This window comes from Nonomuraea sp. H19 (assembly GCF_052068215.1).
Lineage (GTDB): Bacteria > Actinomycetota > Actinomycetes > Streptosporangiales > Streptosporangiaceae > Nonomuraea.
The window spans coordinates 123,041-136,572 of sequence record NZ_JBQHCV010000009.1 but is presented as its reverse complement, the minus strand read 5'-3'; the positions used below and the strand labels follow the sequence as shown (position 1 = coordinate 136,572).

Sequence of the window (13,532 nt, the reverse complement as noted above, 5' to 3'; positions counted from 1 at the left end):
CGTCCGGCGCGCGCCGCGGGGCGTCACGAGGCGGGAGCGACGCGGCCGAGGCGATGCGCCAGCGAGCCGAGATCCTCGACGAGGGTTTCGCGGAGCCGGGTGGTGAACCGCGCGGTCAGCAGGGTAGCGCTGACCGCCACGGGCGTGGGGCGGTTGCCCGGCAGGGCGACGCCCACGCAGGTGATGCCTTCGGTGTTCTCCTCGTCGTCGACGCTGTAGCCACGCTCGCGGGTGGCGTCCAGGTCACGGCGCAGGGCGTCCATGGACCTGTGGGAGCGGGCGGTGAACGCCGGCAGCTCGTGCACTCCGCCCAGGCGCCGCTCCAGCTCGTCCGGGGGCAGAGAGGCGAGCATGGCCTTGCCGAGCGCGGTGACCACGGCCGGCATCCGCCGTCCGATGTCGCTGGCCAGCCGGACGGGCTGGCTGCCGTCGTGCCGGGCGAGGTAGACGACGTCGAGGTCGTCCAGTGTGGCCAGGAGCAGCGTCTCCTGTGAGGCCACGGGCAGCGCGGCGGCCGCCGTGCGGAACTCGCTGAGGATGTCGGTGCCGGCGAGGAAGCCCTGGCCGAGTTCGAGCACCTTGTAGTCCAGGGCCCAGCGGCCGTCGATGCGCCGGATCATGTGGCTGTCCTCCAGCGCCGCGCAGAGATTGGCGACGGTGGACTTCGCCAGGTCGAGGGCCCTGGCCAGCTCGGTCACGGACAAGGGCTGCCTGCTCTTGGACAGGATCTCCAGCACCGCGACCGCCCGGGTCACCGCCGGCGAGCGGCTTTCGACGGAGCGTAGCGAACGCCCCTCGGGCTGCTCCGCCAGTGAGGCGCGCGCGGCCTGGATCATGAGGGCTCCTCTTGTCACTTCGCTGTGCTCCCATATTACGAACGATGTCCCAGCCCGGCATCGACGAGCGGGAATTTGTACAGCTATTGGGACAACGTTCCGCTATCAGAACAGGCGAGGTCAGCGGCTCGGCCGGCTCGGGGTGCCCGGCAGCGGGGTCGCCGCGGCCTGGCCGTCCAGGACGGCCTCGATGTTGCGGGCCGCGAGGTCCACCATCGCCGCTCGCGTCGCCTCGGTCGCCGAGCCCACGTGCGGCAGCACCACCAGGCGCGGCTCGGCGAACAGCGGATCGTCCGGATCCGTGCGCGGCTCGTCGGTCATCACATCCAGCCCAGCTGAGTGCAGCTCTCCACGGCGCAGTGCCGACAGCAGGGCGTCCTCGTCGACGATCCCGCCTCGAGCGGTGTTGACCAGGGTCGCCGTCGGCTTCATCCGGGCCAGCTCCGCAGCGCCGATCATGCCGGCGGTCTCGGGGGTCAGGGGCGTGTGGACGGACACCACGTCGCTGGTCGACAGGAGCTCGTCGAACGTGACCCAGCGGGACAGCGCGTCGTCCTCCTTGCGCCTCGGGTGATGGTGCTGCACGCGCATGCCGAATCCGGCCGCCCTGCGCGCCAGGGCCTGGGCGATCTGGCCGTAGCCGATCAGCCCGAGGGTCGTGCCGTGAACGTCGAGGCCGAAGAAGGCGTTCATGCGGAAGGAGCCCCACTCGCCGCGGCGCATGGCGTCCATGCCGGCGACGAGCCGGCGCCGCGCCATGAGGATCAGTGCCATCGCCACGTCGGCGGTGGTGTCGGCCAGCACGTCGGGCGTGTGGGTGACGACGACGCCGTGCTCGGCCGCCGCTGCCACATCGACGCTGTCGTACCCCATCGAGGCCAGCGCCACGACGCGGAGCCCCGGCCCGGCGGCCTCCAGCAACTCGGCTCCGATCTGGTCGTTGCCGACGGCGAGCAGGGCATCGCAGCCGCGGACCAGCTCGGCGAGCTCGGCGGGGGCGGGCGGCGCCGTTCCCGCCCACGCGGTGACGTCGTAGCGGGAGGCCAGCCGCGCGACGGCGTCTCCCGGCAGGTCGGCGCGAGAGACCGCGAGGCGCGGGCGAGGTGCGGGCGTGCCGGACATGCTGTGCTCCGTTTCATCGGGATGTACTGACTGATCATCAGGCGTACCGGACCCGGCCGGCGACCGGGTCACGCCGCGCCGGGGTCGGCGAAGTCGAGCAGGACCTTGCAGGATCGGGCCGGGTCGGACGCCAGCTCGAACGCCTCGCTCGTACGTGCCGCCGGGAGCACGGAAGTGATCACCGGATCGACGGGGAGGCGGCCGTCGGCCAGCGCCTGGAGCACCTCCCCGAGCTCGGTGTCGAAGCGGAAGGAGCCGACGAGCCGCAGCTCCCTTGTGATCACCGCGTTGGCGGGAAGCGGAGTGTCTCCTGGGGGCAGCAGACCGAGGCCCACCACGGTGGCGCCCCGGTCGACTCCGTAGACGCAGGTGCGCAGTCCTGCGGGGTTACCGGAGGACTCGATGGCGAGGTCCGCCGCGAGGTCCGCGATCTCGTCGAGATCCGCGGCCCCGCCGACCCGGACGACCGAGGTGGCGCCCACCGCCTTGGCGACGGCCAGCGGCTCCTCGAACACATCCGTCACGACGATCTCCCCGGCGCCGGCCGCCCGCAGCGCCGCGACCACCAGGCAGCCGATGGGGCCGGCGCCGGTCACGAGCACCCGTTTCCCGCGTACGTCACCCGCCTGCCGCACGCCGTGCCAGGCCACCGCCGCCGGCTCGGCCACGGCGGCCAGCCTCAGATCCAGCCCCTCGGGGAGCGGCAGCACCCGCTCGGCGGGCACCACCAGGACGTCGGCGAAGCCGCCCTGCACGTGAGGGTGGCGGGCGGCGCTGCCGAGGTAGCCGGTGTCCAGGCAGGTGTTGCGCCGGCCCGCGAGGCACTGCCGGCATTTCCCGCACGACACCAGCGGGTGCACGGCCACCGGGGTTCCCGGGGCGACGCTCGTGCCGGGGCCGGCCTCGCGCACCCGGCCGACGATCTCGTGGCCCAGGATCAGCGGCTCACGCAGCCGGAACTCCCCGACCGCGCCGTGCCGCCAGTAGTGCAGGTCGGAGCCGCAGATGCCGCCGTACCGGATGTCCACCGCCACCTCTCCCGGGCCCGGTGCCGGGATGGGGCGCTCTTCCAGGCGCAGGTCTCCCGCGCCGTGCGCCACCACCGCGCGCATGGCCGGCCGCGCCGGCGTCGAAGTCATGTCCTTGACCCACCCTTTCTCAGATGACCGCGGTCAGCCCGCCGTCGACGGCGATGACCTGGCCGTTGACGAAATCCGATGCCGGCGCCGCGAGCCACACCAGCGTCCCGACGAGATCCTCGACCGATGCCCAGCGCCCCGCCGGGGTGCGACCCCGGATCCAGGAGTCGAAGGCGGGGTCGTCGACCAGCGGGCGGGTCAGCTCGGTGATCACATAGCCGGGGGCGAGTCCGTTGACCGTCACGCCCGAGCCCGCCCATTCCGCGCACATGCCCTTGGTCAGCATCGCCAGACCGCCCTTGGAGGCGGAGTAGGCCGCGATGCCGGGCCGGGCGAGCCAGGTCTGCACGGAGCAGATGTTGACGATCTTTCCGTAGCCGCGCTCGATCATGCCCGCGGCGACCGCGCGTCCCACGAGGAAGGCGCTGGTCAGATTGGTGTGGACGACTCTCTCGAAGTTCTCCGCCGACACCTGCAGCAGCGGCTCGCGGTGCTGTATCCCGGTGTTGTTGACCAGGATGTCCACGGCGCCGATCCGGCTCTCGATCTCCTGGACCGCCCGCTGCACGGCCGCGGCGTCGGTGACGTCGAAGGGCATCGTGTGCACCTTCACCCCAGTGCGTTCTGTCAGCTTGTCTCTTGCGCGTTCCAGCGCCTCGGGGTCGCGGCCGTTGAGCACGAGCTCGGCGCCGGCCTCGGCCAGCCCGGTGGCCAGGGCCGCCCCGATGCCCTTGCTGGACCCTGTCACCAGGGCCCGGCGTCCGGACAGGTCGAACAACGCGGAACCCCTCATGAGTCAGCCTCCGTGGGACTGTAGTAGTGCATCAGCGCGGCGTTGTCGGCGTCGCCGTGACCGGCGGCGGCCAGCCAGCGGTGCAGCTCGGCGACGGCGGTGGTGACCGGCAGTGGCACACCGGCCGAGCGTGCGTAGTCGCGGACGGCCTCCAGGTCCTTGACCATATTGCTCACTCGCCCGGTCGGCGTGAGATCGAACTCGGCGAACTTCACAAAGAACTCCCGCAACAGCGCCGAATCGGCCCTGCCCCCGGTGAGCGCGGCGAGCACCTGGCGCGGCGGCAGATCGGCCGCCCGCACCAGCGCGGCAGCCTCGGCGAGCGCGGCGAACCCGCAACCGACCAGCACCTGGTTGACGGACTTCGCCAACTGTCCGGAGCCGGCCGGTCCCAGGTGGGTCAGCCGGGACGCCAGGTCTTCCAGCACCGGCAGCGCCCGCTCAACGTGCGCCTCATCGCCCCCGAGCATCAGTGTCAGCTCGCCGCGCGCCGCTCCCGGCGCCCCGCCCGACAGCGGCGCGTCCACCCAACCGGCGCCGAGCTTCGCGGCGCGCTCGGCGAATTCGCGGGTCCGCGCGGGGTCGATGCTGGACATGTCGATCATCAGTACGCCGTCAGGCGCTCCGGCGAGTACGCCCTCCGGCCCGAAGGCCACCTGCTCGACGATCTCGGCGGTGTTGAGCGAGAGGAGCACCACGGACGAGTCGGCGAGTCCCGCCGGCGACTGCGCCGCGAGCGCCCCGTCCGAGGAGAGCTCCGCTACAACGTCCGGACGAACGTCGTAGACCCTCACGGATCGCCCTCGTTCCAACAGCCGCCGGGCGATCGCCGAGCCCATGACACCGAGCCCGGCGACGCCCACCTCCGCATGCTGCATCATGTGACCTCCTGGCCCATATTCTGTCCTCATGTCAGCATATTGAACTCCCTCCCATGAACCCTGGCAAGCGCAGGGAGCTGCAGAGATCGCAGATAGGCAGGTCAATGCCGCTTATAGGCCGTATCACAGCGCCATGTCGCAAGAAAAGCGGTGTTCAGAATATTGGCTTATGTGCCACTTGCTGTTACGGTCTGTGTCGTCTGCAGATGAACTACGTGTTACATCGGCCGTGAGACGGAAGGCGGCATCCCCCATGCAGGTGCCAACCACGACATCCCAGCCCGCCGACGGCGACAGCACCGCTGCGAACCCGGGACTGCGCCGCGCGCTCCTGACCAGTTCAGTGGGCAGTGCCCTCGAGTACTACGACTTCGCGATCTACGGCATCGCCTCGGCCCTGATCTTCCGGCACCTGTTCTTCCCTGGGCTCGGCTCGGCGGTCGGACTCGTGGCGATCTTCGCGACCTACGCGGTCGGCTTCGTCGCCCGCCCGCTCGGCGGACTCTTCTTCGGATCGCTGGGCGACCGGCACGGCCGGAAAACGGTGCTGGTGGTGACCGTCGCGCTGATGGGCGGGTCATCGTTCGCCATCGGGCTGCTGCCCACCTATGAGACCGCGGGCGTGTGGAGTCCCGTCCTGCTGATGGTCCTGCGGCTGCTGCAGGGCTTCGGCGCCGGGGCGGAGCAGGCCGGCGCGTCGACGCTGATGGCCGAGTACGCCCCGAGTGCCCGGCGCGGCTACTACGCCGCGCTGCCCTTCGTCGGCATCCAGATCGGCATGCTGGCCGCCACCGCCCTGTTCATCCCGCTGGCCAGGCTGGACGAGGACGTCCTGTTCGGATGGGTCTGGCGGGTGCCGTTCCTGCTGAGCGCGGTGCTCATCGTGCTCGCGGTCTACATCCGGCGGCAGATGAGCGAGAGCCCCGCCTTCGAGAAGCTGGCGGAGTCCGGGGAAGTGAGCAAGCGTCCGCTGCGGGACCTGTTCGCGCACAGCCGCCGCAACCTGTTCATCACGTTCGGGCTGCGGATGGCCGAGAACGGCACGTCCTATCTGTACTCCACGTTCAGCATCAGCTACGTGACGGCCGTGGTCGGTGTGTCCGCCTCGGTCGGCCCGCTGGCGGTGGCCTGCGCCTCCCTCGCGGGCGTGGTCACCATCCCGCTGTTCGGCATGCTGTCCGACCGGATCGGCCGGGTGCCGCTGTACCGCATGGCCGCGCTCTTCCAGGCCCTGTTCGCCATCCCCGCGTTCGCGCTGCTGAGCACCGGCAACACCATTCTGATCTGCGTGGTCATCACCCTGGGCATCGGAGTCGGGGTGAACGGCATGCTGGGCTCGCAGTGCGCGCTGCTGTCCGAGCTGTTCGGGGCCCGGCACCGCTACACCGGCGTTGCCATCGGCCGGGAGTTCAGCGCGATCGTCGCCGGTGGCGTGGCGCCCATGATCGGCGCGGCGCTGCTGCTGGCCTTCAACGACTCCTGGTGGCCCCTGGCCGGATACGTCGTGGTCCTTTCGCTGATCACCTTCGGCACCACCTTCGTCACGCCGGAGACCCGAGGCCGGGATCTCGCCGACCTCGCCGACGCCCGATAGCGGACCGGCACCCGTCCCGCGGCTCGCAGGCCCGGGACGGGGCGTCCTGCTCCCAGCCGAACGGAGACGATGATGAAGGTCGCGGGCGAGGTGGTGCTCGGGATCGACCTGGGCTCCACCACGATCAAGGTCGTCGCGGTGGACCGGGCGCACCGGCTCGTCTCGACGGTCGAGCGCCCGGCTCCGATGCGCACCGGGCGTGCCGGTGAGGCCGTGCACGACCCCGGATCGGTGCTCGCCGGGGTGTTCGACGCGGTCCGCGAAAGCGTCGGCGCCTGCGCGCAGCACGGCCTCGCGGTGCGTGGGCTGTCCTTCAGCGCCGCCATGCACACGCTGCTCGCGCTCGACCCCTCCCACGACCCGCTGACCCCCGCACTGAGCTGGGCTGACTCCCGCTCGGCCGAGGTCGCCCGGCGCTTGCGCGCCGAAGCAGCGGGCGCGGAGCTGCACCGGGCGACGGGCACTCCCGTGCATCCCATGTCGCCGGTGACCAAGCTCGCCTGGTTCTCCGCCCACGAGCCCGGGCTCGTCCGGCGTACGGCCCGCTGGTGCGGTCTCAAGGACTTCGTCCTGCTCCGGTTCACCGGGCGGCTGGTGACCGACCTCTCCTGCGCGTCCGGCATGGGGCTCCTGAACCTGCGGACCGCCCGATGGCACACGCCCGCGCTGGACGTCGCCGGGGTGTCCGGCGCGCGGCTGCCCGAACTCGTCGCGCCCACCGAGGTGATGGCGCTGCTTCCCGAGCCGGCCCGCGCGCTGGGGCTGCCCGCGGGGCTTCCCGTGGTCGCCGGAGCGGGGGACGGCCCGCTGGCCAACCTCGCCGTGGGCGCCACCGCCCCGGGGATGGCGGCGTTGTCCCTCGGCACGAGCGGGGCCCTCCGGGTCGTACGCGACCGGCCGGGTGTGGACGAACAGGGGCGGGTGTTCTGCTATTACCTCGCCGACGGGCTGTGGGTGCTCGGCGGAGCGGTCAGCAACGCAGGGGTCGTCGCCCAATGGGCGGCCGAGTCCTTCGGCGGCGTCGATCTCGCCGACCTCCTCAAGGAGGCGGCCGAGGTCGAGCCCGGCGCCGATGGGCTGATCGCGCTGCCCCACCTGCTCGGCGAGCGCGCCCCGTGGTGGGACCCGGACGCGAGAGGCGCCCTGGTCGGGCTGCGGCGCGGACATGGCAGGGCGCACCTGACCCGGGCCATGATCGAGGGGGTCGGGCAGCAACTGGCGCTAGTACGCGACTCGCTGCTCGCCGCCGGGTCCACGGTCACCGCGGTGCGGGCCACCGGCGGCGCGCTGCGCTCCCCGCTGTGGGCGGAGGTCCTCGCCGCCGCGCTCGACATGCCGCTGGAGATCACGGATGACGCCGCCGGCTCCGGCTTCGGCGCCGCGCTGCTCGGCTGGCACGCTCTCGGCGCCCTGCCTTCGCTGTCGTCCCTGACGTCCGAGGCCGGCTTCCGTACCCATCGCACCGTGACCCCCGACCCCGTGGCCGCGCGGCGGATGGCCGCCACGCGGCACCTCACCGAACAGCTGTACCGGCTGTTGCGGGGGATGCCCTGGGAGGCTACCGATCCGCCCTCTCGGGCCGGATGAGGGAGGGCGGCCCGGTGACGACCGCTCCCGCGTCGCGCCGAAGGCGTACGGCCTCCGCGACAGCGGCGAGCGGAAGCAGCGCGAGCAGCAAAAGAGCCACCTGGTACGCCGCCGCCGGCCCGCCCAGGCCGAGGAGCGGCGCGAGGGGCTGGGCGGCGCGCAGCGCCAGCGCGGCCAGCGCGATCCCGAGACCGGTGGCCAGTTGCTGGACGGTACTGGTGAGGGCGCTGGCACCGCTGGTCCGGTCCGGTCCGATGTCCGCGAAGCCGATCGTGTTATAGGCGCTGAGCGAGACCGAGCGGCACACACCGCTCGCGAACAGGGCGCACACCACCAGGATCAGCGGGGTGTGGGGGCCGAGCAGCGCGCACAGCACGAAGGTCACCGCGGTCGCCACCCCGTTCACCACGATCACCGTACGGAAGCCGAAGCGGCGCAGCATCGGGGTGGTGAGGGGCTTGATGGCGATGTTCCCCGCGAAGACCGCGATGAGGACCAGCCCGGCCGTGACCGCGCTCCAGCCGAAGGCCTCCTGGAACATCAGCGGAAGCAGGAAGGGGACGGCGCTGATGGCGGCCCGGAACAGCGACCCGCTCGCGTTCGACACCCGGAAGGTCGGCACCCGCATGATGCTGAGATCGAGCAACGGGCGGTCGCTGCGCAACAGGTGACGGACCGTCAGTGCGCAGATCACCGTCCCGGCGCCGAGCCAGGCCGCCGCCGCGCCCCAGGCGGCCGATGGGCCGCCGAAGAGCTCCAGGCCGTAGACCACCGCTCCCAGCCCGGCTCCGCCGAGCACGAAGCCCGCCCAGTCGAGCGCGGGCCGCTGCGCGTCCCGCAGGTCGGGCACCATCCGCAGGGCCAGCGGAAGCGCCACCACGCCGAGCGGCACGTTGATCAGGAAGATCCAGCGCCAGGAGGCGTAGGTGGTCAACAGGCCGCCGAGCGCGGGCGCCAGGACGGGGGCGAGCAGTCCCGGCCAGGTGAGGTAGGCGACCGCGCGCAGCAGATCGGCCTTCCTGGTGGCGCGCAGCACCGCCAGCCGGCCGACGGGCACCATCATCGCGCCGCCGGCGCCTTGCAGCACCCGCATCGCCACCAGCTCAGGCAGACCGCCGGCCGCCGCGCACAGCGCCGAGGCCACCGTGAACACCACGATCGCGCAGGCGAAGACGCGGCGGGCGCCGTAGCGGTCCGCGGCCCAGCCGCTCACCGGGATGAACACGGCCAGGGCGATGAGATACGCGGTCATGGCGAGGTTGACGTCCACCGGCCGCACACCTAAGGACGCGGCCATGTCGGGGGCGGCCGTCGAGATGATCGTGGCGTCGAGGTTCTCCATGAAGAACGCCCCGGCCACAAGGAGTGCCAGCCGCCGGCCGCCTCGTTCGCTCATCCGCGCATCCCCGTGCCTCCCTGTCCGAGCACCGCCATCGTGGCATCCCGGCCTGGCCGAACACGGGCCGGGTGGGCCTCAGCATTGATCTCAGTCCTTCGCGTGGTGCGGCGGATCTGCGGGGATGCCTCGGAGAATGTCCAGGACGACGCTGTTGTCGAGGTGGCCGAGTCCCCGGGCGTCGACCACGTCGTACAGCCGGGCCACGGCCGTGGAGAGCGGCAGCGCGATCTGCTCGCCGGCCGCGCTTTCCAGGACGAACCCGAGGTCCTTGCGGAGGTAGCGGGCGGGGCCCGAGGGCGTGAAGTCCCCGGTGGCCAGGTGATGGCGCTTCTGGGCGAGCACTTCTGAGGAGGCGAGGCCACCGGCCAGGACGTCGAGCAGCGCGGCCGGATCGAGATCGCCGCGCTCGGCGAGGACAACGGCTTCGGCCAGGGCGACCAGGGTGCCCGCGACGACGAGCTGGTTGCACGCCTTGGCGAGTGACCCGGCACCGGTGTCGCCCATCCGTCGGACGGTCGAGCCCATGGCCTCCAGGTACGGGCGCACCCGCGCGACGGCGTCCGCCGGCCCGCCCGCCATGATCGATAACGTGGCGTCGCGGGCACCGGGCACGCCGCCGCTGACGGGTGCGTCGATGACCGTGACGCCGTGCGGGCGCAGCCGTCCGGCCAGAGCGCGAACGCCGGTCGGGGAGACGGTGCCCATCACGAGCAGGGTGTCCATGGCCGGTTCCGCGGACAGCAGCCCGTCCTGGCCGTACAGCACGTCGGTGACCTGGGGCAGGTCGGGCAGCATGGTGATGACGACGGATGCGGCGGCGCCCACCTGCGCCGGCCGTGCGGCGGTGCGGCAGCCGGCCGCTTCGGCGGCGTCCAGCGGCGCGCGACCGCGGTTCCAGGCCAGGACGTCGAATCCGGCACTGGCGAGGTTCGCCGCCATCGGCAGGCCCATGGCGCCGAGCCCGATGAAACCGATGGGCTTCATGAGCGCGTCCTGGCCGCGAGCGCGCCGAGCCGGTCGGCAAGGCGTGGCCGCTCGACCACATCACGGTTGACCACGAAACGCGGCACACGACCGGCCGCCACATCGAGCACGGCCTGGACCGCGCTGCCGCCGTTGCCTGCCGACATCTCGTCGGTCCACGCCAGCGCGTGCGGACTGAGCACGACGTTGTCCAGGTGCAGGAGGGGGTTGCCGGGGTCGGGCGGCTCGGTCTCGAACACGTCCAGCCCGGCGCCGCGGATGCCGCCCGACAGCAGCGCCTCGATCAGCGCGGCCTCGTCGACGATGGGGCCGCGGGCGACATTGAGCAGCACGGCCGTGGGCCGCATCAGTGACAGCCGCCGCGCGTCGATCAGATGGCGGGTCTCCTGAGTCAGCACGCACATGACGATCACGGCGTCGGCCTCCGCCATCACCGTGTCGAGGTCCGCGAGGCGTACGCCGAGCCGGCGGGCGGTCTCCGGCGGGCAGTACGGGTCGAACGCGGTGACCTCGACGTCGAACGGCCTCAGCAGCCCCACCAGGTCACCGGCGGTGTTGCCGAGACCGATCAGGCCGATGCGGCGGCCGGTGAGCCCGCGGCCCATCCATCGGTCCTTCTCCATCCAGCGTCCCTGCCGTACCAGCCGGTCCTTGGCGGTGAGGTTGTGCAGGGTGGCCAGCAGCAGGGTGAGGGCGGCGGTGGCCACCGGCCGGCGCGCGCCGTCCGGGGTGATCGTCACCAGGGCGTCGTGCCGGGTGCAGGCGTCGAGGTCGACGGCGTCGTACCCCACTCCGAAGCGGGCGAACAGCAACGGGGGGCGGTCGAGGCCCGCGAAGGTGCGTTCGGTGACGGCGGGGGCGGCGAACAGGACGGCGTCCAAGCCGTCCACGTCCATCGCGAGGAGTTCATCGGTGTCGCGCGGCAGGTAATGCCAGGCGATGCCGGCGGCGTCCAGTTCGCCGAGCCGGATGTCGCCCCACACGTTGCGGCCGTGGTCGTCCAGGAAGTCCCGGCTGACGCCCACGGTGATCCGCGGCGTCACAGGACCGCTACCGGGTTCACGGGGGACCCCGTTCCGCCGGGGATGTTCAGCGGCGCCACGGCGAGCAGGAACTCATAGCGGCCCGCGTCGGCGCAGGCGGCGGACAGCGGCTCGAGATCCAGGTTGTCCAGCAGCGGCACTCCCATGGCGGTGATGGCGAGCGCGTGCACAGGGGAATGCAGCCCTTCGACGGGGGACGGGCGCACGTCGCTGTCGCCGTCGGCGCCGATCAGGGCGATGCCGCGGTCGGCCAGCAGCGGTATCGCATCCACGTGGAAGCCGGCGCTGGCGGCGTCGGGGTTCCAGGCGCCGAGTGCCGCGCGGCGGCGGAAGTGGCCGGAGCGCAGCAGCACCGCGTCGCCTTCGCCGATGGTCACGCCCAGCGCCTTCTCGGCGGCGAGGACGTCTTGCGCGTGCACGGCCCGGCCGGGCTCCAGCCAGTCGGTTCCGAGGACGGCCGGCAGATCGAGGAGCACTCCCTTCGTGACGAGCGGTCCGAGCGCGGCGACGGCGCCGAACCGGGCTCCCCCGGCGTCGACGACCTCGCGGGCGGTGCGACCGTCGTAGAGTTGCCCCCGGTAGGCGATGTGGGAGAGAGCGTCGAGGTGACTGACGCCCTTGCCGTGATAGTCGACGGCGATGAAGTCCTTGTGCGTGGCCGGCTCTGGGGCCTCCACGTCGCCGAGGTCGGACATGTAGTGCAGGGCGGGCTTGCCGTTGTCCGGGCCGGGCACGGTGTTCCACGGCAGTGCCATCGGCACGATGACCCCGGTGCGCACCAGCGCGGCGGCCCGCTGGACATGCCCGGGGGTGACCCGGTTCCAGGCGCCCCGGTCGGCGGAGGCCCATCGGCCCCAGGTGCGTACGGCGTCGAAGAGCCCGTCGAACTCCTGTCGGGAGATGCTGGGCCCGTTGCCGGGGGCGGCGGGTGGTGGTGGCGGGGATTCTTCCGGGCGACTGGTCATCTGTTGCTCAGCGCTCCAAGGCTCGGAGGGTGTGGGGGTAGGCGGCCCGCATCGGCGCTACGGTCAGAAGGTCTCGACGACAAAGCGGGTGCGATGGCGTTGTCGTTCAGGGACGCACGACGGACAATACCAATATGCTGAACGATGAACAGAATGATGGGTGGAGTTGCTGGTGAGCGCAAGCGATCCGGGAGGCCTCGTCCCTGCGGTCACGCGGGCGGTGGCCATCCTCGACACGCTCGGCGAAGCGGAGGGGCGCCCGCTGTCGGTCAGCGAGATAGCCCGCGCTCTCGGCCTGCCGAAGTCCTCGACGGCCAACCTGTGCGCCTCGCTCGAGGCGGCGGGCATGATCGCACGCAACGGCCAGGGCTTCGGCCTGGGGCGCAAACTGGTCGAGCTCGGGGGCCGCTACCTGGCCACGGTCGACCAGTTGCGCGACTTCTACGAGCTGTGCCGGCGCAGCACGCACATCTCCAGGGAGACCTCCCGGGTCGCCGTGCTGGACGGCATGGACGTGCTCTATCTGGGCCGATATGACGGCACTCAGCCGCTGCGGCTGACCGCGAACATCGGCGACCGCTTCCCCGCCAACTGCACGGCGACCGGGAAGGCCATCCTGTCGACCCTGGAGCCGGCGGTGGCCGAGGACCGGCTTCGCACGCGCCCCCTGGTGGCGCTGAGCGAGCGGTCGATCATCTCCGTGCCCGCGCTGCTGGCGGACCTGGAGGCCACGCGCAGGCGCGGCTACGCCATCGACGACGAGGAGACCACTGCGGGCATCGTCTGCCTGGCGGTGCCGGTCGGCGGATTCCGGACGGACTCGGCGCCGTTCGCGATCAGTGTCACCGTGCTCAAGGCCCGGCTCGACGACAAGTTCCGCGAGGCGCTGCTCGACGACCTGCGCGAGATCGCGGCGGGCCTGGAGAACCCGCTGCTGCCCAAGGGGGCCGCCACGGACGGCGGCTGACCCGCCGCCACCCAAGGGGTCACCGCGGGCGGCGGCCGCTCTGCGCCACCGGCCCGTCATGGCGGCCGTACGGAGATCGCTCCGTGCGGCCGCCTTAACTTTGCGGCAACAAATACCGCCTCAACTATTGACCAACATACTGGTCGATGTACAGGATTCTGTTCGAGCCGATGGAGTGGTCATCGGCCGGAAGATCCTCCGGAGAAGTCCGTGCATGACGCT

General features: G+C 71.9%; 12 protein-coding genes. 3 read left to right on the top strand and 9 right to left on the bottom strand.

Annotation, left to right across the window (positions count from 1 at the left end; genetic code table 11):
* Nucleotides 1–23: 23 nt before the first annotated feature.
* The 5 genes from ACTMTI_RS21500 to ACTMTI_RS21480 form a co-directional block, all read right to left on the bottom strand.
* Entirely contained in the window at nt 24–836 is an 813-nt protein-coding gene (locus ACTMTI_RS21500) for an IclR family transcriptional regulator (RefSeq protein ID WP_441122235.1), read from the bottom strand.
* A 120-nt stretch (nt 837–956) separates the two neighbouring features.
* Nucleotides 957–1,958 (bottom strand): 2-hydroxyacid dehydrogenase, encoded by a 1,002-nt coding sequence (locus ACTMTI_RS21495; protein WP_441122234.1) that lies wholly within the window; start codon nt 1,956–1,958, stop codon nt 957–959.
* Between the two features lie 68 nt (nt 1,959–2,026).
* Entirely contained in the window at nt 2,027–3,097 is a 1,071-nt protein-coding gene (locus ACTMTI_RS21490) for an L-idonate 5-dehydrogenase (RefSeq protein WP_441122233.1), read from the bottom strand.
* 19 nt (nt 3,098–3,116) lie between these two features.
* Nucleotides 3,117–3,890 carry an SDR family NAD(P)-dependent oxidoreductase gene (locus ACTMTI_RS21485; RefSeq protein WP_441122232.1) on the bottom strand — a complete coding sequence of 258 codons (774 nt, stop codon included), beginning with the start codon at nt 3,888–3,890 and terminating at the stop codon, nt 3,117–3,119.
* Nucleotides 3,887–4,771 carry an NAD(P)-dependent oxidoreductase gene (locus tag ACTMTI_RS21480; RefSeq protein WP_441122231.1) on the bottom strand — a complete coding sequence of 295 codons (885 nt, stop codon included), beginning with the start codon at nt 4,769–4,771 and terminating at the stop codon, nt 3,887–3,889. Before ACTMTI_RS21480 ends, ACTMTI_RS21485 begins: the two co-directional genes overlap by 4 nt.
* Nucleotides 4,772–5,024: 253 nt before the next feature.
* Between ACTMTI_RS21480 and ACTMTI_RS21475 the strand changes: the two genes are divergently transcribed.
* A complete protein-coding gene (locus ACTMTI_RS21475) occupies nt 5,025–6,365 on the top strand; it encodes an MFS transporter (protein ID WP_441122230.1) in 1,341 nt (446 codons plus the stop codon).
* A gap of 69 nt (nt 6,366–6,434) precedes the next feature.
* Entirely contained in the window at nt 6,435–7,952 is a 1,518-nt protein-coding gene (locus ACTMTI_RS21470) for a gluconokinase (protein WP_441122229.1), read from the top strand.
* On the opposite strand, the gene ACTMTI_RS21465 is transcribed toward ACTMTI_RS21470, so the two are convergent.
* The 4 genes from ACTMTI_RS21465 to ACTMTI_RS21450 all read right to left on the bottom strand — a co-directional run bounded on the left by ACTMTI_RS21465 (nt 7,924) and on the right by ACTMTI_RS21450 (nt 12,343).
* Nucleotides 7,924–9,348 (bottom strand): MFS transporter, encoded by a 1,425-nt coding sequence (locus ACTMTI_RS21465; RefSeq protein ID WP_441122227.1) that lies wholly within the window; start codon nt 9,346–9,348, stop codon nt 7,924–7,926. The two genes, ACTMTI_RS21470 and ACTMTI_RS21465, sit on opposite strands and share 29 nt — an antisense overlap.
* A gap of 90 nt (nt 9,349–9,438) precedes the next feature.
* Nucleotides 9,439–10,335: an NAD(P)-dependent oxidoreductase gene (locus tag ACTMTI_RS21460; RefSeq protein ID WP_441122225.1), complete on the bottom strand. Its 897-nt coding sequence runs from the start codon at nt 10,333–10,335 to the stop codon at nt 9,439–9,441.
* Nucleotides 10,332–11,378 carry an NAD(P)-dependent oxidoreductase gene (locus ACTMTI_RS21455; protein ID WP_441122224.1) on the bottom strand — a complete coding sequence of 349 codons (1,047 nt, stop codon included), beginning with the start codon at nt 11,376–11,378 and terminating at the stop codon, nt 10,332–10,334. The genes ACTMTI_RS21460 and ACTMTI_RS21455 overlap by 4 nt, the downstream gene beginning before the upstream one ends.
* Nucleotides 11,375–12,343, bottom strand: a complete 969-nt coding sequence (locus ACTMTI_RS21450; protein ID WP_441122223.1) for a cyclase family protein — start codon at nt 12,341–12,343, stop codon at nt 11,375–11,377. The genes ACTMTI_RS21455 and ACTMTI_RS21450 overlap by 4 nt, the downstream gene beginning before the upstream one ends.
* Before the next feature lie 172 nt (nt 12,344–12,515).
* Here ACTMTI_RS21450 and ACTMTI_RS21445 point away from each other — a divergent pair, with 172 nt between their 5' ends.
* Nucleotides 12,516–13,310: an IclR family transcriptional regulator gene (locus ACTMTI_RS21445; RefSeq protein WP_441122222.1), complete on the top strand. Its 795-nt coding sequence runs from the start codon at nt 12,516–12,518 to the stop codon at nt 13,308–13,310.
* Nucleotides 13,311–13,532 lie beyond the last annotated feature (222 nt).